This is a genomic window from Sinomonas susongensis, from assembly GCF_005877005.1.
GTDB lineage: Bacteria > Actinomycetota > Actinomycetes > Actinomycetales > Micrococcaceae > Sinomonas > Sinomonas susongensis.
The window spans coordinates 104,819-123,506 of the sequence record NZ_SSNH01000010.1 but is presented as its reverse complement, the minus strand read 5'-3'; the positions used below and the strand labels follow the sequence as shown (position 1 = coordinate 123,506).

Below are 18,688 nucleotides of genomic sequence, written 5' to 3'. Positions count from 1 at the left end.
ATCCAGCCATTCAAAAAAACGGCATCGAATCAAACATGGCACACTATTGAGTTCTCAAACAACAGGCCCAGAAAGTACATCCCCCAGGCAAACAACCCGGGATATCTCCCAACCGAACGAGGTTCTACTTTATCGGTTTTTCCGATCGTCCGCAAATTCGCTGCATTTGCCCGAATTCGCTGAGACGGTCCCCCTAACCAGCTTCGAGCCGATCCGGACAGCGTCCAGTTCGGCAATCCAAGGCCGGGTTTCAGGGGGTTCGTGCCGCTCGCTCTGCGGCGGCGACCGGATCTACGTTACAGCTTCTCCGGGTGCCTCGCAAATCCGAGGCGAGCCCGCGGCGTTCGACCGCGAGCGCCCCGCGGCGACGTCCGTCAGGCTGCCCGCAGCTCACGGACGCGCCCGTGCCCCGGGCACAGCCATCGCGCGCCGAGGCCGGCGATGAGGCCGAGCGACGCCTTGGCCTCGCGCATGTCACTCGTCAGGATCCCGGGCATGAGCCGCAGCCCGTCGTCGGACCCCCGCACTGCGTCCCCCGCGAAGACGACCTCGCCGAACGTGAACACCATGTGCCCAGGCGTATGCCCTGGCGTCGCGATCGCCCGCACTCCCGGGAACGGCACCTCCCCGCCGTCCAACAACTGGAGGGGTCCCCTGATGCTCGGCGCCTTCCGACGCGCGAGCAGCCGACGGAACCGCGTCGAGGGCTCTCGCTTGCCCTCGAGGATCTCGGCATCGGCCCGCCCGAGCCAAACGGTCGCACCTGTCGCCGCCTGGACGGCCGCAGCGGCACCCAGGTGATCGAGGTCCGAGTGGGTCACCAGCACGTCGGTTACCCGCTCGAGCAGCCCCTCGTCCCCGAGCTCCTTGAGCACGCGACTGCTTCCATTGGGAAGTCCGGGGTCCACGAGAGCGACCCTGTCGCCTTGGTGCAGGGCGTAGCCGTTTGAACCGGCACTGTGCTGGAGCCTGAAGACGGACGGGTAGATGCTCTCCATGACCTCATGCTGCCGGGTGAAGGTGCTCAGAAGGAAGAGGGAGTCCGAGAACGCCGAAGGGACGGCACCCTTTCGGATGCCGTCCCTTCGGAGGCGTCTACGCTGTGCTCAGGCGGCGAAGGCCGTCACCAGGACGACTTCGTGACGCCCGGAAGCTCGCCACGGTGCGCCATGTCGCGGAAGCGCACGCGGGAGATCCCGAACTTCTGGAGGGTGCCCCGCGGGCGGCCGTCGATCTGGTCGCGGTTGCGGAGGCGGACCGGCGAGGCGTCGCGCGGGAGCTTCTGCAGGCCGAGGCGAGCGGCCTCGCGTGCCTCATCCGACGCGTTCTCGTCGACGAGGGTCTTCTTCAGCTCTGCGCGCTTCGCGGCGTAGCGCTCGACGATGACCTTGCGCTGCTCGTTGCGGGCGATCTTGGACTTCTTGGCCATGGTCTAGCGCTCCTCTCGGAAGTCGACGTGCTTGCGGACGACCGGATCGTACTTCTTCATGACGAGACGATCGGGGTCGTTCCGACGGTTCTTCCGGGTCACGTACGTGTAGCCGGTCCCCGCGGTGGACTTGAGCTTGATGATCGGACGCGCGTCCTTGTCCTTCTTGGCCATCAGAGCTTCACACCCTTCGCGAGGAGCTCGGCGACGACGGAGTCGATGCCGCGCACGTCGATGGTCTTGATGCCGCGGGCCGAGACCGTGAGGGTCACGTTACGGCGCAGGGACGGCACCCAGTAGCGCTTCTTCTGGATGTTCGGGTCGAACCGACGCTTGGTGCGGCGGTGCGAGTGGGAGATTGAGTGACCGAACGCGGGCTTGGCCCCGGTCACCTGGCAATGAGCTGCCACAGTTCGCTCCTCCAAGTTGTAGTCAACAGTTGCAGTAAAAATGACGGTCCGCAGATGCGTCCCGTCACCTTGATGCACCGTAGTTCTGCAGCTTTCCGGAGGGTGACCAGGCGGGGTGAGAGCCAGCCGAAGTTCCTCGCCGCGGGTTGGACGGTGTCTTCAGTGCCGAGAAGTGGACTCCACTGCATACGACAGCGTTAAATACTAGGCCCCACGCGGGGAGCCTGCAAATCACGGTGCCTAGGACGCGGTGCTGCCCGCGCCCCCGCTGCCCGTACCCTCATCGAGGAGTTCGGCCAGTCGGCGGAACAGGTGGCCGCCCCAGCCCCCGCCCATGATCTTGCGGGCCAGCTGGTCGTTCTCGTCATCCGGCCGGAAGCCTGTCTGCACGAGGCTCAGGCGAGTGCCGCCGTCGTGCGCTTCGAGGCGGAAGGCGACGGTCGTCTTCATGTCATTCTCGGGGGATGCATCCGCCCAGGAGATGACGAGCTCCTCGGGCTCGCGCAGCTCGAGGACCTCGCAGGCCGTGACGCCGGAGAAGCGCGTCGCCGGGATCGGCTCGCTCCGGAACGTGAAGCGATGGCCGACGACGGGAGCGAAGTCGTTGGGCATGAGCCACTGGGCGAGCAGCTCGGGCGTGGTGAGGGCGCGCCAGACGACGGCGGGGGGATGCGGGAGGAAGTCGTCGACGCGGAGGGCTGTCGCATCGGCGGCGGAGGCTTCAGTCATGGGAAGGATCCTTTTCTTGGGGGCTGGATTCAGCCTGCTCGGCTTCGTCAAGCAGTGCGGCGAGCCGGGAGATCCGGCCGCGCCAGAACTGCTCGTAGGGTTCGAGCCACTCGCGCAGGAGGGAGAGCGGTTCGGGGGTCAGCGAGTAGTACCGGTTGCGCCCGGCCTGACGCTCGGCCACGAGGTCGACGCCGCTGAGCACCTTGAGGTGCTCGGCCACGCTCGGCCTGGCCATCTCGTAGCGTTCCGCGAGGGACTGCGCCGTCTGCGGCCCGTCCAGGAGAGCGGCGAGCAGGTCCCGCCGGACGGGATGCGCGAGGGCCGCGAACACGTGGTCCGTCGGGGTCTCCCTGCTCTGTCGTGGCATGGCTCCACGATACGTAGGATATTTCCTACGCGTCAAGTTCGGCCCCTCGTCGGCCCACCTCCCTAGGACTCGCAGTACCACCCTGCGAGGCGACCCGGACGCCGTGCCTGTGATTGTGTAGTGGGAACACGTTGAACGACCAGCGGGGCAGCCCGCCGGGGAGTCCCCGCAGAAGGGACTGCCCCATGGCTGCCGAGAAGCAGCCCACAGCCGCCGCGGCACGCCGTGCCGTCCTGCCTGCCCCCGCCCGCCCGCGACGCCTTCCATGGGCCTCGCTCCTGGTGCTCGCCGCGCTCGGGTTCACGGCCGTGACGACCGAGCTCCTCCCTTCGGGACTGCTCCCCCAGATCAGCCACGACCTCCACGTCGAAGAGTCGACAGTGGGTTCGCTCACGGCCGCCTACGCCGGCGTCATCGTCGTCACCGCACTGCCGCTCTCCAAGTTCCTCGCTGGGCGGGTGCCGCGGAAGCGGCTCCTCGTCGGCGTCGTCTTCCTCTTCGCCCTGAGCAACGTCCTGCTCGCAGCCAGCCCCGTGCTGGCACTGGCTGTTGCCGCCCGCCTGCTCGGCGGCATTGCGCACGGACTGCTGTGGTCCACCATGGCGCCCTACGTGGCGAAGATCGTTCCCGCCGACGCGATGGGCCGTGGCATGGCCGTTGTCTTCAGCGGCAACAGCATCGCGATGGCTGCAGGCGCTCCGCTCGGAACGCTCCTCGGAGGCCTCATGTCCTGGCGGGCATCGTTCCTCGTGCTCGCCGGAGTCGCCGCAGTGCTCGGGGTGCTCGCCATCCTCTTGCTCCCCGTGATCCCGCTCAGCGCCACGAGCGCCCGCCCCTCGATCCGGGTCGCGATACGCCGGCCGGGGGTCGTCACGGTCGCGACCGCGTGGCCGCTCCTCCTCTTCGCCCACTTCGCGCTGTTCACGTACATCGCCCTGTTCGTCCGCGCAGAGGCGCTTCCCGACGCCGCCACGAGCGTCTCCCTCTCCGTCGTGGGAGTCGCAGGGCTCTTCGGCATCTGGGCAGCGGGCATCACGGCCGACCGCTTCCCCCGCCGGTCCCTCATCGTGACGATCGCGGCCATCGTCGTCGCCTTCGCTGCGATGCCGGTGTTCTCGGGATCGTGGGGTGGCCTCATCACGCTCACCGCTCTGTGGGGCGCGGCAATCGGCGCGATGGGCATCTACAACCAAGCGTCGATCCTCCGCGCAGGCGGTGAACACGGGGAGGCCGCGAACGGGCTGACCGTCGTGACGATCCAGCTCGGCATCGCGCTCGGTGCCGCCTACGGTGCCATCGCGCTCGGGGTTGCCGGGCCCCAGCTCGTGCCCCTCGCCGCCGCGATCCCTGCCGCTGCGGCACTCGCCATGACCATCGCGGGACGCCGGCACGCCTACCCGCCGGGACGCGGCGAGGGCGGGCGTCGGTAACTGGCCGGCGCCGACGACGGGCGTTCGGTCGTCGACGCGCCGACGTCGGCAATGGAACGACGTCGGAAATGGAAAGGGTCGCCCCAGCGTGCGTTTGGGGGAAACACGCGCCGGGGCGACCACAAGCGGCGACGCGGCTGTATTGGGGGATGCCGCGTCGACCTCGAACAAGGCTACCGGGCGGTACGCCCGGATTGCGGGTTCTTAGCGCATCCTTAACGCGCTACCCGCGGGTAGTACCCCGGCGTAGCATGGAATGACAGCTGAAGGGTCACCGGCCCGCGGCGGCCCGGGGAGCGAAGGGGCTGTCATGACCACTGACACGACGACGACCGGGACCCAACCTGATCCCATCGAGCCCAGGCTGACCGAACCCGCCCAGCTCGAACCCGATCAGGCCGCGCCAGCGGCGGGCGCCCGGCCAGAGGGCCGTGAGCCCGCGTGGGAAGAGTCGCGGGCGGTCGCCGAGGCCAGCCGGGACACGAGCTGGACCCGCCCCAGCTTCGCGAAGGCCCTCTACCTCGGCGACTTCCAATGGGACCTCCTGTACCCGCCCCCGCTGCCGACCGACCAGGACGTGGCCGAGGGCGAGGAGTTCCTGCGGCGGCTCGAGGAGCTCGCGCGACGGATGGACGGGCGCAGGATCGAGTCCGAAGACCGCATCCCCGACGAGTACCTTCGCGGCCTCGCCGAGCTCGGCGCCTTCGGCATGAAGATCCCGAAGGAGTACGGCGGACTCGGGCTTTCCCTCGCCTACTACGGCCGCGCGCTCATGCTCCTCGGCACCGTGCATCCGAGCATCGGCGCACTGCTCTCCGCCCATCAGTCCATCGGCGTCCCCGAACCCGTGAAGATGTTCGGCACCGAGGAGCAGAAGCACGCCTTCCTGCCGCGCTGCGCCTCCGGGGCGGTCACCGCTTTCCTCCTCACCGAGCCGGACGTCGGCTCGGATCCGGCGAGGCTCACGACGACGGCGAAGCTCGCCGACGACGGCCAGAGCTACGTCCTCGACGGCGCGAAGCTCTGGACCACCAACGGCGTCATCGCCGAACTCGTGGTCATCATGGCCAAGGTCCTCCCCCATGAGGCAGCGGGCGACATTCCGGCCGGCAAGGGCGGCATCACCGCGTTCGTCGTCGAGATGGACAGCTCCGGCATCACGGTCGAGAACCGCAACGCGTTCATGGGCCTCAGGGGACTCGAGAACGGCGTGACGCGCTTCGACGGCGTGCGCGTGCCTGCGGGGAACCGTGTGGGCCGTGAGGGGCAGGGCCTCAAGATCGCGCTCACGACGCTCAACACCGGCCGCCTCTCAATTCCCGCCCTGTGCGCGGGCGGAGGGAAGTGGGCGCTCAAGATCGCCCGTGAATGGTCCCAGGCCCGTGTTCAATGGGGCCGCCCCATTGGCCAGCACGAGGCCGTCGGAAAGAAGATCGCGTTCATCGCGGCCACCGCTTTCGCCCTCGAGTCGGTCTTCGAGCTCTCCGCGGCGCTCGCCGATGCCGGCATGAAGGACGTGCGGATCGAGGCCGCGCTCGCGAAGCTCTGGTCCAGCGAGATGGCGTACCGCGTAGCGGACGAGCTCCTGCAGATCCGCGGCGGACGCGGCTATGAGACGGCGGACTCGCTCAAGGCCCGCGGGGAGCGCGCGGTCGCCACGGAACAGCTCGTCCGGGACCTGCGGATCAACCGGATCTTCGAGGGGTCGACCGAGATCATGCAGCTCCTCATCGCCCGCGAGGCGGTCGATGCCCATCTGGCCGCGGCCGGCGACCTCGCGCGCCCGGACGCGAGCTTCGCCGAGAAGGCGCGCGCCGCGAAGGGCGCCTCCGGCTTCTACGCGCGCTGGCTCCCCAAGCTCCTCGCCGGGCCGGGCCTCGACCCGCGCTCATTCCGCGAATTCGGCCCCCTCGGGAAGCATCTCCGCTACGTGGAGCGCGCCTCCAGGCGGCTCGCGCGCCACACCTTCGCCGGGATGGGGCGGTGGCAGGCCGGACTCGAGCACAGGCAGGCATTCCTCGGTCGAATCGTCGACATCGGCGCGGAGCTCTTCGCGATGGCGGCCTCCTGCAGCCGCGCCGAGTCGCTTCGTTCGAGCGGCGCTCACGGAGCGGACAGCGCGCGCGACCTGGCCGACGCGTTCTGCGAGCAGTCCCGGCGCCGCGTCGAGGCGCTCTTCGACGCGCTGTGGGTGAACACCGATCCCGTTGACCATGAGCTCACGCGCCGCGTCCTCGAAGGCGAGTTCACCTGGCTCGAGGCGGGCATCCTCGACCAGTCGGAGGGCACGGGGCCTTGGATTGCGGACCGTCGTGAGGGGCCGAGCGGCAAGCCGGACGTCCGACGCCGGGTGCGCTAGCGCCTGCCTTTCACGCGTCGCAGCAGGAAGGTTCAGGCCCCGAAGGCCTTCACGACCTCTCCCGGGTCGACGTCCTCGATGCTGGCCGGGTTCCAGGCGGGCGCCCCGTCCTTGTCGATGAGGAGCGCCCGGATCCCCTCCCTGAAGTCGTCGCGGGCCACCATGGCCGTGCCCAAGGCGAGGTCCTGCGCGAGGACGGCCTCGAGCGAGCCGAGCTTCGGCGCGCGGCGGAGGGCCGCGAGCGTGACCGCGACCGAGAACGGGCAGACCGAGCGCAGCTCCCCGAGGGCGGCTGCCGCAGCGGGAGCATGGGGCCCGGTCGACGCCGCGAGCTCCTCGAGGCGTCCGGCGACGACGGTCGCCGAATCGCCCGCATAGGCGTCGTCCGCCCAGCCCCGGATCTCGGCGAGCGGCGCAGGCGGGGGCTCGACGGCGAAGGAGGCTACGACGTCGTGCGCGGTGCCGGGCGACCACGACGCGGCCGCCGCCGCGTCGGCGAGCCCTTCGACGAGCGCGTCGAGCTGTTCGGCGGGGACCATCGCGTCGGCCCAGCCGAGGAGGATCGCGTCCGCGCCCCCGGCCTGACCCGATGTGAGGCAGAGATGCGTACCGAGCTCGCCGGGAGCGTTCGCGAGGAGGAGGCTCATGCCGACGTCCGGCGTGAAGCCGATGCGGGTCTCCGGCATCGAGACGACGGTCCGGTCCGTCACGACCCGCACCGACCCCGAGGCGCGCGGCGCGTGCGCCGAGATGCCGAGGCCGCCGCCCATCGTGATGCCGTCCATGAGCGGGATGTACGGCTTCGGGTAGGCGCCGATGAGGGCGTTCAGCCGGTATTCGTCCGCCCAGAAGCGGACGGCGTCGTCGTCCGAGCCCGCGTACAGCGAACGGACGTCGCCGCCCGCGCACAGCCCGCGCGGGCCGCCCCGGACGACGACGGCGCGCACCTCTGGCGCGTCCGCCCATTCCCGGAGCTGCCGCTCGAGCCCGAGGACCATGCCGTGGTCGAGCGAGTTGAGGGCCTTGGGGCGGTCGAGGGTCAGGACGCCGAGTCCGCCGTGGACCTCCGAGCGGAGGTGCTCGCTCACCTCGCAGCCTCCCGCTGCTGCGCCGCCGGGCGGCTCTCCCGTGCGAGGGCCCGCTCGCCGCACGCTTCCACGAACGCGCCGACGAGCGCGTCAAGCTGGGCTTGATCGCTCTGCGGGTCCTCAGGATGCCATTGCACCGCCACGAGCCACTCATCGGGGTCTTCGGCCTCGAGCGCCTCGACCACGCCGTCCGGCGCCGAGGCCACGACCCGGAGGCCCTCCGCCACGCGCGCCGCCGCCTGATGGTGGCCCGAGACGACCGTCGCCGTCGGGCCGAGGATCGCGGCAAGACGACTGCCGGGCTCGATGGCCACGTCATGGAAGACCATCGGACCCGTCGGGTCGGCATAGTTGCGGTGCGGCGTCCCGACGGATGGAAGGTCCTCGTGGAGGCTCCCGCCCAGCGCGACATTGATGACCTGGAGCCCGCGGCAGATCCCGAACACGGGGCGCCCGGTGGCCCTCGCGTGGGTCACGGACGAGGCCTCGAACGCGTCGGCCGTCGCGTCGATGTCAGAGACCGCTGCATGGTTTGGGTCCCCGTCGTACAGCACGGGATCGACGTCGCCGCCGCCCATGAGGAGCAGCCCATCCCACGCCTCGTCCCGCAGAAGGACGCCCGCGAGCCCCGGGTCCGCCGCGTCGAGGACGACGGGGGTCCCACCGGCTCGTTCCACGGAGGCAGCCGCGCTCTTCGTGAGCCCGTCGAGCTCCCTGTGGAACCAGTCCGGGTAGGCGGGCGCCGAGCCAGGCCAGGTGACCGCGATGCGCGGGGAGCGAGCCGGGCCACGGACGCGCCCGCCCGTGGCGCCCGACGTCGTCATGCGCCTGTTCCTGTGGAGGCGCTTCCGTGGGCCGGGTAGAGGGGGTTGTGGCCGGGCGCCACCCTCTCGCCCTCGGGCGGGGGTCCGGGCGGCGTGCCGTCGCCGAAGGGCCGGCCTCCGAGCTGTTCACGGCCGTGCGGCGTCAGCCAGTTCGATGTATCGGGCCCCTTCGGGACGATCCCGGTCGGGTTGATGTCCTCGTGGACGATGTAGTAGTGCCGCTTGATCTGCACGAAGTCGATCGTGTCCCCGAAGCCGGGCGTCTGGAACAGGTCTCGGGCATACGCCCAGAGCGCACGCTGCTCGCTGAGCTTGTTCCGGTTGCACTTGAAGTGACCGTGATAGACGGCGTCGAAGCGCGCGAGCGTCGTGAAGAGGCGGACATCGGCCTCCGTGATGGTGTCGCCGACGAGGTAGCGGCGCGTGCTCAGTCGTTCCTCGAGCCAGTCGATGGCGCCCCAGAGGCGGTCGTAGGCGCGATCGTACGCCTCCTGCGAACCCGCGAAGCCGCAGCGGTAGACGCCGTTGTTGACATCCTTGAAGACGCGCTCGTTGACCTCGTCGATCTCGTCCCGGAGGGCCTCCGGGTACAGGTCCGGGGCACCGTCGCGGTGGAACGCCGTCCACTCCGTCTCGAAGTCGATCGTGATCTGCGGGTAGTCGTTCGTGACGACGGCGCCGCTCGGAACGTCGACGATCGCCGGGACCGTGATCCCGCGCGGGTAGTCGGGGAAGCGCTTGAAGTAGGCCTCCTGGAGGCGCTCGATGCCGAGCACCGGATCGCGGCCGTCGGGGTCGAGGTCGAAGGTCCACGAGCGGGAGTCGTGAGTGGGGCCGGGCAGCCCGAGCGAGATGGCGTCCTCGAGGCCGAGTAGGCGGCGCACGATCACGGTGCGGTTCGCCCACGGGCACGCGCGCGCTGCGACGAGCCGATAGCGCTCCGCCTCGACCGGCCACGCCTCGGCGCCCTCGGGGGACCGGGTTCCGGGCGGGAACGTGCCGTCCCGCGTGATCCGGTCCTCGATGTACCGTGTATCGCGCGTGAACTCCTCGCCCGTGTGCACATAGGAACCGGCGGTGCTGTAGGAACCTGACGTGCTGTAGGTGTCTGACGCTGGGGACTGGGACTGAGCCTGCTCCGTCGACATAGCCTCAGCCTAGCCCCGGGTGGGCGGAGGCGCAGGGGTTGTGGGGTCCGACGGGAGGCGCCGCGCCGCCGTCGTCCGCTCATCCAAACCCGAGCCAGCGGACCAGACCCGAGGCGCTTGCCCGCGGTCTCATCGGTTAGCTCGGGCTTCGACGGCAAAGCTCCGATAGCCTGTGACCAGGCCTGCGAGTGCCGGCACAGCCCAGCCCCGGCCCGACGACGAGCATGAGGAACGAGGATCCATGGACTTCGGCAGCTTCGAAACCCTGGCCATCGAGACGTCCGGCGGCGTCGCGACCGTTACCGTGAACCGGCCCGAGGCGCTCAACGCGCTCTCAGGGAAAGTGGTCGAGGAGCTCGCGCGGGTGTGCGAGGTGCTCAACCAGCTGGGCGGGACGGGCACGAAGCCCGCTACGGGCACGGGCAGCGCCGGGGACGACGGCGCGTGGCCCGTCCGCGGCGTCATCCTCACGGGGGCCGGCGGCAAGGCCTTCGTCGCGGGAGCGGACATTCGCGAGATGACCTCGATGAACGCGGAGCAGGCCGAGTTCTATGCCCGGTCGATGCACGCCGTGACCCTCGCGCTCGAGGCCGTGCCGGTCCCCGTCATCGCCTGCGTCGACGGCTTCGCGCTCGGCGGCGGGTGCGAGCTGGCCCTCGCGGCCGACTTCATCTACGCGAGCGAACGGGCCCAATTCGGCCAGCCCGAAGTCAACCTCGGACTCGTCCCGGGCTTCGGCGGATCGGTCCGCCTCCAGCGGCGCGTCGGCCTCGGCATGGCCCGCGAGCTCATCTACACAGCACGTCGCATCGATGCCCACGAGGCGCACCGCCTCGGCCTCGTCAACCGCGTGTTCCCCACCCGCGAGGAGCTCCTCGCCGCAGCGGCGGCAACGATCCGCGAGATCGCCACGAAGGCGCCGACCGCCGTCGCCCTCTCGAAGCGGTCCATCAACCAGGCAACGGGGCGTCCGACGGCGGAGGGCCTCGACATCGAGGCCCGCACCTTCCGCGCAGCGTTCGGTACACAGGACATGAAGGAGGGCACGGCCGCGTTCGTCGAGAAGCGCACGGCAAACTTCCCGGGCCGTTAGGAGGCACATCACACCGCGGGCCGAAGGTTATACCCTGCATCAAGGGCCGTCACAGGCTTTCAACAGAGTTGAAGCCGAAAGTTAATGGCATGACGACAGCCCTCCGATCCGCCGACCGGCCAGCGCAGCCGCCCCGACCGCGCACTGCCAACGGGCTCGCGCGCACCCTGCGCCAGCGGGGCCGCCGCCGACTGCTCCGCGAAGACTTCCTGACCGTGCTCGCCTGGGCCTCCGGGGCCGCCGCGGTGGCACTGTACCTCGCCGACGGCGGGGCCGGGCAGTTCAACAACCTGACCACGGCCACGACCTCGATCGGCATCATCGCCGGACTCGTGGGCACCGACCTGGTGCTCGTCATGCTGCTCCTCGCAGCGAGGATCCCCCTCATCGACGGGACGGTCGGCCACGACCGCGCCATGGAGATCCACGGCAAGCTCGGGAAGCCCGCGCTCTACCTGATCCTCGCGCACATGGTCTTCCTGCTCATCGGCTACGGCCTCGCGGACCGGCTCAACCCGATCGCCGAGGGCGTCTCGATGTGGAACAGCCTCCCCGACATGTGGATCGCGTTCATCTCGACCGTGCTGTTCATCCTCGTCGTCGTCACGTCCCTCGTCGCCGTCAGGCGGAGGTACCCGTACGAGTTCTGGTACGTGGTCCACCTCCTCACCTACGCGGCGGTCCTCACGGCCCTCCCCCACCAGTTCAGCGAGGGCCAGCTCTTCGCCCCCGGGCAGTGGCAGCGCTGGTACTGGATCGTGTTCTACCTCGTGGTGCTCGCCGCCCTGCTCCGCTACCGGATCTGGGCCCCGATCGCCCTCACGTTCCGCCACCAGCTGAGCGTCACCCGAGTCGTCTCAGCGGGCGACGGCGCCGTGAGCATCGAGCTCACCGGCCTGCGACTCGAGGAACTCTCGGGAGCAGGCGGCAGGTTCTTCATCTGGCGGTTCCTGGCCCCGGGGCTCTGGTGGCACCATCACCCGTTCAGCCTCTCCGCAGATCCCGTCGCCGGGAGGCTCCGGATCACCGTCCGGAACCTCGGCAAGGGCAGCGCCGCGCTGACCTCCGTGAGGCCGGGCACGAAGGTCGCGGTCTCGGGCCCCTACGGCCTGTTCGGCCACGCCGCCCGCACCCGCCCCGGACTCGTCCTCGTGGGTTCCGGCATCGGCATCACCCCGCTCCGCGCCATCCTCGAGCGGGCCGAGTTCGAGCCCGGCGAGGCGACCGTGATCCTCCGGGCATCGACCCCTGAAACCCTCTACCTCCGCGACGAGATCGCCGAGCTCTGCAGGCAGAGAGGAGCGACCATGTACGAACTCGTAGGCCAGCGCGCACGCCACGGCAACCCCTGGCTGCCCCGGAACCAGACGGGGCTCGCACTCAGCGACTACGTCCCGAACCTCAGGGCTTCCGATGTGTACGTCTGCGGACCGAAGAAGTGGACTGACGCGGTCCTCCAGGACGCGAAATCCGCCGGACTCTCCGACGAGCAGCTCCATCACGAGAGGTTCGACTGGTGAGGGCCCGGGCAGCGGCCGCAGCCGCCCTCGCGTCCTTCGGAATCCTCGCCCTCGGCTGGCAGGCCGGGGCGCAGAGCATCGAGGCCTCGAAAGTCGTCGGTGTCACGAACTCGGCGACCGGAACGGCCGGGAGCGCATCGAGCGGATCGGCTGGCTCGCCGGGCTCCGGCTCGAGCGCCTCGAGCGGCGGCACGACCGCAGCGGGGGGCACGACCGGGGCGGGAGGCACGAGCACCGGATCGACCGGCAGCACCGGCTCGAGCACCTCGGGCTCGGGGTCGACCAGCAGCGGAAGCCAGTCGTCGGCGTCGTCCGGACTCAAGAACGGCACGTTCACCGGGGCGACCGAGCAAACGCGCTACGGCCTGATCCAGGTGCAGATCGTCGTCTCCGGCGGCAAGATCACGGACGTGCAGACGCCACAGCTGACCGGCGACGACATGCGCTCCGACATGATCAACTCCGAAGCGGCGCCGATCCTCCGCTCCGAGGTCCTGCAGGCCCAGTCCGCCAACGTCGACACGGTGAGCGGCGCGACCTACACGTCCGAGGGCTACCTCGCGTCCCTCCAAGCTGCCCTGAATTCGGCCCATGCCTGAGAACCAGCCCACGGGCCTGGGTGCCCGGACGTTCCTCGCCATGGGAACCGTCGTGAGCCTGAGCGCTGCCTTCCCCGGCGTCACGGACCCCCAGGACGACGGCGCCAGCGGCTCACGGCGGCTCGAGGCGGCCGTCCGCGTGATCGAGGCCGACTTCGCGGCCCTCGAGGAGCGGTTCAGCCTGTTCCGGGCGGAGTCGGAGGCGAGTGCGGTCGCGCAGGGCGTCCTCCGGCTTGCGAGCGCGAGCGCGGAGACCCGGGCCGTCTATGCCGACGCCATCGAATGGCGGCGGCGGACCCACGGAGCGTTCACCCCTGAACGGCCCGACGGCATCCTCGACCTCAGCGGCATCGTCAAAGCCCGGGCCATCGCCGAGGCCGGGCGCTCGCTCGAGGCACTCGGACTCACCGACTGGTGCCTCAACGCCGGGGGCGATGTGCTGGTCTCGGGCACACCAGCGCCGTCGAACGCCGCACAGTCCGCCCCCGAAGAGGGCGCCCCCCGCCCCTGGCTCGCCGGTATCGTCGACCCCGACGACCGCCGCACGCTGCTGGCCGCCTATCCTCTGGGCGGCACGCCAGGCTGTGCGGCCCGGCGTGCTCTCGCGACCTCGGGAAGCGCCGAGCGGGGCGACCACATCTGGGCGCTGGGCGGCGGCAGACCCGAATTCGTCCAGGTGAGCGTCGCGGCCGGCGACATCGAGACCGCCGACGTCCTCGCGACCGCCATCGTCTCGGGCGGGCGCGAGATGCTCGACCTCGCGACCGCACAGTGGGACATTGACGTGCTCGCGGTCACAGATGACGGTGGGCTGCTCGCGACTCCGGGATTCCGCGCCCCGAAGGCGGCCTGACCACCGCAAAACTGGGGCGTCCGGCCCGTTTCTCGGCGGCGACGGGACGGATTGCCGGCGTGTCGGGAGCGCCACGCCGAGGGCGGCCCGAGAAGTGGGCGGGAAGAACGTGGCCGAAGACGCCGAAAGGCCCGAAGGCCTAGAGCCGGGTGATCTCCGGGTACTTCGGGCTCAGGTTGTCCCCGGACGAGCGCCCCGTGAGCCTCCGCATCACCCACGGCCCCGCGAACTCGCGGGCCCACGCCGCGTTGGCCCGGAACCGCTCACGGACACCCAGGACCGGCAGCTCGGCCACGTCCGGGAGGTCCGCGAGGCCCTCGTGCTCGAGGACCCCGAGGACGCGGTTGGCCATGGTCGCGTGGCCCAGCGCCGACATGTGCATCCGGTCCTCGGCCCACATGCGCCAGTCCTGGAACTCATGGAAGCGCCAGTAGTCCACGAGCTTCGCCCCGCGCCGATCCGCAATCCAGCGGACCTGCTCGTTGTAGATCGCCGTCCGGCCGCGCATGGCGCCGAAGATCTTCGACGTCCCGGCATCGAATCCCGTGAACAGGAGCACTTGTGCCCCTGCCTGCTGGAAGCGGGCGATGGCCGCGTCGTACTCCTCGAGCAGGCCGTCGATGTCGACCTTGGGGCGGAGGATGTCATTCGCGCCCGCGTACACGGAAACTAGCGTGGGGCGCAGCGCGAGCGCCGGCTCGAGCTGCTCGGCGATCACCTGGCGCATCTTCTTCCCCCGGACGGCCAGGTTGGCGTACCCGAAACTGGGGTCAACAGCCTGGAGCTGCTCGGCCGCGCGATCGGCCCACCCCCGAACGCCGTTCGGCCGCGACGCGTCCGGGTCCCCGACGCCTTCGGTGAACGAGTCTCCCAGGGCGACCCAACGCTTCGTGAACTCTGCGCTCATGCCGCACTCCCACCGTCGTCCGCCGCTTCAGCTTCGGCTTCTCCGCGCACCACGCGCCGCTTGGGGCAGGGGAGGCTCGGGTCCCGCCCACCGTCGCGGAAGATCCAGGACGCCTCGTCCAGCTGCGCCACGATCTTCTCCGCGATGTCGCCGAGGCGGCGAGCGTCTTCCGCATCGAGGCCGTCGAAGACCATTTCACGCACCCGCTCGACGTGCTCCGGCGCCAGGTCGACGATCGTCTCCCAGCCGAGGTCGGTGAGGTGGGCGTTGGTCACGCGGGCGTCATCGGGCGAGGGCTGGCGATCGATCCAGCCTCGGTTCTCGAGCTTCGTCACGACGTGGGAGAGCCGCGAGAGCGAGGCCGAAGTCCGGGCCGCGAGCTCTTTCATGGGAAGCGAACGGCCATCGGCCTCGCTGAGCATCGCGAGGACGTTGTAGTCGAAGAGCGAGAGTCTGCCGAGGGACGCGAGGTGGGCGTCGAGCGCGGCCGGCAGGAGCGTCGTCACGCTCAGGAGGGCCAGCCACGCGCGTCGCTCCTCGGCCGAGAGCCAGCGGGGTTCCGTCACGGGTACCAAGCATAGGCGTGCGACGGGAGCCGACCCTCATTTGTGCCGTCGCCCGGCGCGAGAAGCGGGCTAACCTTGTGGCCATGATGCCCGCCGGCCGCTTCGCTCCCAGCCCATCCGGCGAACTCCACCTCGGGAATCTCCGGACGGCGCTGCTCGCGTGGCTGTTCGCCCGCTCGACGGGGCGCCGGTTCCTCGTCCGTGTCGAGGACCTCGACCGGGCCCGAGCGGGCGCGGAGGTGGTCCAGCTCCGCGACCTGGCCACGATCGGGATCGACTGGGACGAGCCGGTCGTGAGGCAGAGCGAGCGCACCGAGCTCTACGAGGACGCGCTGCGGGCCCTTGCCGCCGCGGGCCTCACCTACGAGTGCTACTGCACTCGCCGCGAGATCCAGGAGGCACCGAGTGCGCCCCACGCGCCGCAGGGCGCCTACCCCGGCACGTGCCGGAACCTCACCGAAGCGGAGCGTGAACGACGGCGCGCCGAGCGTCCCGCGGCCATCCGCCTTCGCGCCGGGGTCTCCGAATGGCCGGTCACGGACGTGCTGCACGGCGCCTACACCGGTCTCGTGGACGACTTCGTGCTCCGGCGCAACGACGGCGTGGTCGCGTACAACCTCGCGGTCGTCGTGGATGACGCGGTGCAGGGGGTGGACCAGGTGGTCCGGGGAGACGATCTCCTGCCCTCGACCCCGCGGCAGGCCTATCTCGCGGGCCTCATGGGGTACGGGGTACCGGAGTACGCGCATGTCCCTCTGGTCCTCAACCGGGCCGGACGGCGCCTCGCGAAGCGCGACGGGGCCGTGACCCTGCCTGCCCTCGCGGCCGAGGGCATCCCCGCGGAACGGGCCACGGCCTCACTGCTTGCCTCGCTGGGGCTGCCGCCGACGCTCCCCGACGCGCTCGCGGCCTTCTCGCCCGCGGCGCTGCCCCGCGACCCCTGGGTGATCGATCCTTCCCGGTGGACCGCTACTGCATCGTGAAGCGCCGCGACGTCCACGACCTCACGGCTGAGGTCCGGTACAGACCGCGGAAGGCCGCGTTGCGCACCGACATGAGCCTCGGCGCGAGCGGCCGCCCGAGGGCCATGTTCAGCCCTGCATGGCGTGCGGCCTGCGCCGCCGCCCGCCGTCGCCCGTCGGCGACCCGAGCCCAGAGCGCGGGCCACACGGTGGCCCCGTCGGAGCCGAAGCCGTAGCGTGCCGCCAGGACGTCGTCCGCGAGCAGCGGCGCGAACGCCTCGGCGTCGAGCCAGCCGAGCGTCATCCCCTGGCCCCCGATCGGGCTCACCTCGTGCGCCGCGTCGCCGATCAGGACGACACGCCCGCGGAGCATTGAGTCGGCGAGGCGCTCGTGGACCGTGAACGCGCTGAGCATCGTGCTGCTCGCGGGATCGACGACGGCGCCTGTCCTCTCCTGGACGAGGCGCGCCAGTCGCGCCGGGGTCGCGTCCGCCTCGAGCGCGTCGGTGTGCACCACCCAGCGCCGCACCCCACCTGGAAGCGGGAAGGACTCGACGATCCCCCCGCACTCGAGGTGCAGTACGGCCGCGGTGCCGTCGGCGGTCGTGTCGGCGAAGTCGCCCATGAGGTACGCGTCCGGGTACCGCCGCTCGAGCACCGGGATGCCGAGGGCTCCGCGCAGGGGCGAGCGGGCGCCGTCGGCCGCTACGACCCAACGGCCCGCGACGCGCACCTCGGCGCCCCCGCTGACTGCGCGGACGACGGCGCCGGAACCGCGCCTTTCGACCCCCACCGCGCGCACCCCCCGCCGAAGGGCGCGCGGGGCGAGCTCGAGGAGCCGCGCCTCGAGCGTCTGCTCGGTGATCCACTGCGGGACGGCGAGGACCGGCGGATCGAAGTCGAGCCGCGCCACGTCCTCGCCCCTGAAGCGGGCTCGGCCCTCGCTGAGCTCCACTCCCCTGGCTGCAAGCGTCTCAACGACTCCCGCCGCAGCGAGGACACGCCGGGCGGGAGGGTGGATCCCGATGGCGCGCGAATGCCGCGTCCGCTCGGGTCGGGCCTCGAGGACGACGACGTCGATCCCCCGCCGCGCGAGGAGGACGCCGAGGCAGAGGCCCACCGGCCCCCCGCCGACGATCACGACCTCGTGGAACGCGGTGTCCGCCCTGGTGGAGGCCGAGCCGTCCGCGGTTGCGCGATCCGGGGTGTCAGGGGTCAAGGGTTCACGCGCGTGAGCAGCGCCGTCTCGACGGTGAGCCCGGGCCCGAAGGCCATCGCGCACACCCGCTCCGCGCCGGGGCCTCCCGCCTTCTCCGTGGGGCTTGGAAGGCCGAGGATCCGCTCGAAGACGAACATGATGGTCGCGCTGCTCATGTTGCCGAACTCGCGCAGCGTCTCCCGCGCGGGCTCGGCCTGCGCCTCGCTCAGGCCGAGCCGGGCAACGACCTTGTCCACGATGCTGCGGCCCCCCGGGTGGATCGCCCAGTGCTCGATGCCGCTGTGCGGCCGCCCCGCGAGCTCGGGGTCGGCGGCGAGGAGCGGCTCGAGGGCGCCGGTGATGTGATCGTCGATGATGTGCGGAACGTACGAACCGAGGACCATCTCGAAGCCCTGGTCGCCGATGTTCCATGCCATGGTGTCCTCGCCCACTGGGGTGAGAGTGGTCTCGAACGCGTCGAGGCTGAGTGCCGGGCGGGTGAGCGGGAGGTCGCGTGCCGTGACGACGGCGGCCGCCGCCCCGTCGGCGAAGAGGGATGCGCCGAGGATCGTGTCGGGGTTGTTGGAGCTGCGGACGTGGAGCGTGCAGAGTTCGACGATGGCGACGAGGACGACGGCGTTCGGGTCTGCCTCGCAGAACAGCTTGGCAGCGCGCAGGGCCGGGAACGCGGCGTAGCAGCCCATGAAGCCGAGGTGGAAGCGCTGGACCGAGGGACGGAGGCCGAGCTCGCGGACGACCCGGTAGTCCGGGCCGGGATTGAAGAAGCCCGTGCACGAGACGGTGATGACGTGGGTGACGTCATCCGGGCCGATTCCGTCCGCAGCGTCGAGGGCGCCGCGCGCCGTCTCGGTGAACAGCGGGGTGGCCTCCCGCACGAAGACGTCGTTTCGGGTCTTCGTGCTCGGGTTCAGGATGCGCCCGCTCGAGGCGTCGAAGAAGTCGGGAGCGGAGTCCGGGCGGTCCCACGAGAATTCGGGGACCGCCGAGTGTCTCGTGTCGATGGCCGCCGCGTCGAAGCACGTGCGGACCAGGCGAGTCCCCAGCCTTGTGAGGCCTTCCTGCGCCGCGAAGACGTCGCGAGCCTCCGCCTGCTTGAGAACCGTCGGAGGGACAGCGGTCTGGAGGGAGCGCAAGAGTACCGTCATGGGCCATTCTCACTACGTGATGGGCGGCGAGGGCAAGGGG

19 protein-coding genes and 1 pseudogene are annotated in these 18,688 nt (G+C 70.5%); 7 read left to right on the top strand and 13 right to left on the bottom strand.

Going from position 1 to position 18,688, the window contains the following annotated elements:
• Positions 1–374: 374 nt before the first annotated feature.
• The 6 genes from E6A21_RS14215 to E6A21_RS14190 all read right to left on the bottom strand — a co-directional run bounded on the left by E6A21_RS14215 (position 375) and on the right by E6A21_RS14190 (position 2,935).
• On the bottom strand, positions 375–998 hold the full coding sequence (locus tag E6A21_RS14215; RefSeq protein WP_138444812.1) for an MBL fold metallo-hydrolase: 624 nt from the start codon (positions 996–998) through the stop codon (positions 375–377).
• Between the two features lie 125 nt (positions 999–1,123).
• A complete protein-coding gene (rpsN, locus tag E6A21_RS14210; RefSeq protein WP_138444811.1) occupies positions 1,124–1,429 on the bottom strand; it encodes a 30S ribosomal protein S14 in 306 nt (101 codons plus the stop codon).
• A gap of 3 nt (positions 1,430–1,432) precedes the next feature.
• Positions 1,433–1,603, bottom strand: coding sequence for a 50S ribosomal protein L33 (rpmG, locus tag E6A21_RS14205; protein WP_043122011.1), 171 nt, complete (start codon positions 1,601–1,603; stop codon positions 1,433–1,435).
• The gene (gene rpmB / locus E6A21_RS14200) at positions 1,603–1,839 is read right to left on the bottom strand and encodes a 50S ribosomal protein L28 (protein ID WP_043122008.1); all 237 of its coding nucleotides are present in this window, start codon (positions 1,837–1,839) and stop codon (positions 1,603–1,605) included. Before rpmB ends, rpmG begins: the two co-directional genes overlap by 1 nt.
• Positions 1,840–2,079: 240 nt before the next feature.
• On the bottom strand, positions 2,080–2,568 hold the full coding sequence (locus E6A21_RS14195; RefSeq protein ID WP_138444810.1) for an SRPBCC family protein: 489 nt from the start codon (positions 2,566–2,568) through the stop codon (positions 2,080–2,082).
• The gene (locus E6A21_RS14190) at positions 2,561–2,935 is read right to left on the bottom strand and encodes an ArsR/SmtB family transcription factor (protein ID WP_138444809.1); all 375 of its coding nucleotides are present in this window, start codon (positions 2,933–2,935) and stop codon (positions 2,561–2,563) included. Before E6A21_RS14190 ends, E6A21_RS14195 begins: the two co-directional genes overlap by 8 nt.
• A 185-nt stretch (positions 2,936–3,120) precedes the next feature.
• On the opposite strand from E6A21_RS14190, the gene E6A21_RS14185 reads away from it, so the two are divergent.
• Together E6A21_RS14185 and E6A21_RS14180 are read left to right on the top strand one after the other, a co-directional pair.
• The gene (locus E6A21_RS14185) at positions 3,121–4,365 is read left to right on the top strand and encodes an MFS transporter (protein WP_138444808.1); all 1,245 of its coding nucleotides are present in this window, start codon (positions 3,121–3,123) and stop codon (positions 4,363–4,365) included.
• Positions 4,366–4,675: 310 nt separating this feature from the next.
• The gene (locus E6A21_RS14180; RefSeq protein ID WP_138444807.1) at positions 4,676–6,724 is read left to right on the top strand and encodes an acyl-CoA dehydrogenase family protein; all 2,049 of its coding nucleotides are present in this window, start codon (positions 4,676–4,678) and stop codon (positions 6,722–6,724) included.
• Between the two features lie 32 nt (positions 6,725–6,756).
• Here E6A21_RS14180 and E6A21_RS14175 read toward each other — a convergent pair whose 3' ends face one another.
• From E6A21_RS14175 to E6A21_RS14165, 3 genes are read right to left on the bottom strand one after another with little or no spacing between them, the layout of a single operon-like run.
• Positions 6,757–7,812 (bottom strand): 3-hydroxyisobutyryl-CoA hydrolase, encoded by a 1,056-nt coding sequence (locus E6A21_RS14175; protein WP_138444806.1) that lies wholly within the window; start codon positions 7,810–7,812, stop codon positions 6,757–6,759.
• Positions 7,809–8,636, bottom strand: a complete 828-nt coding sequence (locus tag E6A21_RS14170; RefSeq protein ID WP_138444805.1) for a gamma-glutamyl-gamma-aminobutyrate hydrolase family protein — start codon at positions 8,634–8,636, stop codon at positions 7,809–7,811. Before E6A21_RS14170 ends, E6A21_RS14175 begins: the two co-directional genes overlap by 4 nt.
• Entirely contained in the window at positions 8,633–9,784 is a 1,152-nt protein-coding gene (locus E6A21_RS14165; protein ID WP_138444804.1) for a glutathione S-transferase family protein, read from the bottom strand. The genes E6A21_RS14170 and E6A21_RS14165 overlap by 4 nt, the downstream gene beginning before the upstream one ends.
• 241 nt (positions 9,785–10,025) lie before the next feature.
• Between E6A21_RS14165 and E6A21_RS14160 the strand changes: the two genes are divergently transcribed.
• The 4 genes from E6A21_RS14160 to E6A21_RS14145 all read left to right on the top strand — a co-directional run bounded on the left by E6A21_RS14160 (position 10,026) and on the right by E6A21_RS14145 (position 13,849).
• Complete coding sequence (locus E6A21_RS14160) at positions 10,026–10,877, top strand: enoyl-CoA hydratase/isomerase family protein (RefSeq protein WP_138444803.1); 852 nt, start codon at positions 10,026–10,028, stop codon at positions 10,875–10,877.
• Positions 10,878–10,966: 89 nt separating this feature from the next.
• Positions 10,967–12,397 (top strand): ferredoxin reductase family protein, encoded by a 1,431-nt coding sequence (locus E6A21_RS14155; RefSeq protein ID WP_138444802.1) that lies wholly within the window; start codon positions 10,967–10,969, stop codon positions 12,395–12,397.
• Positions 12,394–12,996: an FMN-binding protein gene (locus E6A21_RS14150; RefSeq protein ID WP_138444801.1), complete on the top strand. Its 603-nt coding sequence runs from the start codon at positions 12,394–12,396 to the stop codon at positions 12,994–12,996. The genes E6A21_RS14155 and E6A21_RS14150 overlap by 4 nt, the downstream gene beginning before the upstream one ends.
• On the top strand, positions 12,989–13,849 hold the full coding sequence (locus E6A21_RS14145) for an FAD:protein FMN transferase (RefSeq protein WP_246036522.1): 861 nt from the start codon (positions 12,989–12,991) through the stop codon (positions 13,847–13,849). Before E6A21_RS14150 ends, E6A21_RS14145 begins: the two co-directional genes overlap by 8 nt.
• Positions 13,850–13,988: 139 nt before the next feature.
• Here E6A21_RS14145 and E6A21_RS14140 read toward each other — a convergent pair whose 3' ends face one another.
• Positions 13,989–14,756, bottom strand: coding sequence for an SGNH/GDSL hydrolase family protein (locus tag E6A21_RS14140; RefSeq protein ID WP_138444800.1), 768 nt, complete (start codon positions 14,754–14,756; stop codon positions 13,989–13,991).
• A gap of 92 nt (positions 14,757–14,848) precedes the next feature.
• Positions 14,849–15,322 (bottom strand): annotated as a pseudogene (locus E6A21_RS14135) (MarR family winged helix-turn-helix transcriptional regulator); the annotation flags it as partial.
• A gap of 83 nt (positions 15,323–15,405) precedes the next feature.
• Between E6A21_RS14135 and gluQRS the strand changes: the two are divergent.
• Positions 15,406–16,305, top strand: coding sequence for a tRNA glutamyl-Q(34) synthetase GluQRS (gene gluQRS / locus E6A21_RS14130; protein WP_138444798.1), 900 nt, complete (start codon positions 15,406–15,408; stop codon positions 16,303–16,305).
• Here gluQRS and E6A21_RS14125 read toward each other — a convergent pair.
• Both E6A21_RS14125 and E6A21_RS14120 read right to left on the bottom strand, forming a co-directional pair.
• On the bottom strand, positions 16,292–17,503 hold the full coding sequence (locus tag E6A21_RS14125) for an FAD-dependent oxidoreductase (protein ID WP_138444797.1): 1,212 nt from the start codon (positions 17,501–17,503) through the stop codon (positions 16,292–16,294). The two genes, gluQRS and E6A21_RS14125, sit on opposite strands and share 14 nt — an antisense overlap.
• Positions 17,500–18,648, bottom strand: a complete 1,149-nt coding sequence (locus E6A21_RS14120; protein ID WP_138444796.1) for a type III polyketide synthase — start codon at positions 18,646–18,648, stop codon at positions 17,500–17,502. Before E6A21_RS14120 ends, E6A21_RS14125 begins: the two co-directional genes overlap by 4 nt.
• Positions 18,649–18,688 lie beyond the last annotated feature (40 nt).

Coding starts and splice junctions, on each gene's coding strand:
- E6A21_RS14165 (WP_138444804.1), bottom strand. CDS start 9,784: ATGTCGACGGAGCAGGCTCAGTCCCAGTCCCCAGCGTCAGACACCTAC.
- E6A21_RS14180 (WP_138444807.1), top strand. CDS start 4,676: ATGACCACTGACACGACGACGACCGGGACCCAACCTGATCCCATCGAG.
- E6A21_RS14190 (WP_138444809.1), bottom strand. CDS start 2,935: ATGCCACGACAGAGCAGGGAGACCCCGACGGACCACGTGTTCGCGGCC.
- E6A21_RS14155 (WP_138444802.1), top strand. CDS start 10,967: ATGACGACAGCCCTCCGATCCGCCGACCGGCCAGCGCAGCCGCCCCGA.
- E6A21_RS14140 (WP_138444800.1), bottom strand. CDS start 14,756: ATGAGCGCAGAGTTCACGAAGCGTTGGGTCGCCCTGGGAGACTCGTTC.
- E6A21_RS14160 (WP_138444803.1), top strand. CDS start 10,026: ATGGACTTCGGCAGCTTCGAAACCCTGGCCATCGAGACGTCCGGCGGC.
- E6A21_RS14170 (WP_138444805.1), bottom strand. CDS start 8,636: ATGACGACGTCGGGCGCCACGGGCGGGCGCGTCCGTGGCCCGGCTCGC.
- gluQRS (WP_138444798.1), top strand. CDS start 15,406: ATGATGCCCGCCGGCCGCTTCGCTCCCAGCCCATCCGGCGAACTCCAC.
- E6A21_RS14185 (WP_138444808.1), top strand. CDS start 3,121: ATGGCTGCCGAGAAGCAGCCCACAGCCGCCGCGGCACGCCGTGCCGTC.
- E6A21_RS14215 (WP_138444812.1), bottom strand. CDS start 998: ATGGAGAGCATCTACCCGTCCGTCTTCAGGCTCCAGCACAGTGCCGGT.
- E6A21_RS14120 (WP_138444796.1), bottom strand. CDS start 18,648: ATGACGGTACTCTTGCGCTCCCTCCAGACCGCTGTCCCTCCGACGGTT.
- E6A21_RS14145 (WP_246036522.1), top strand. CDS start 12,989: ATGCCTGAGAACCAGCCCACGGGCCTGGGTGCCCGGACGTTCCTCGCC.
- rpsN (WP_138444811.1), bottom strand. CDS start 1,429: ATGGCCAAGAAGTCCAAGATCGCCCGCAACGAGCAGCGCAAGGTCATC.
- rpmG (WP_043122011.1), bottom strand. CDS start 1,603: ATGGCCAAGAAGGACAAGGACGCGCGTCCGATCATCAAGCTCAAGTCC.
- E6A21_RS14195 (WP_138444810.1), bottom strand. CDS start 2,568: ATGACTGAAGCCTCCGCCGCCGATGCGACAGCCCTCCGCGTCGACGAC.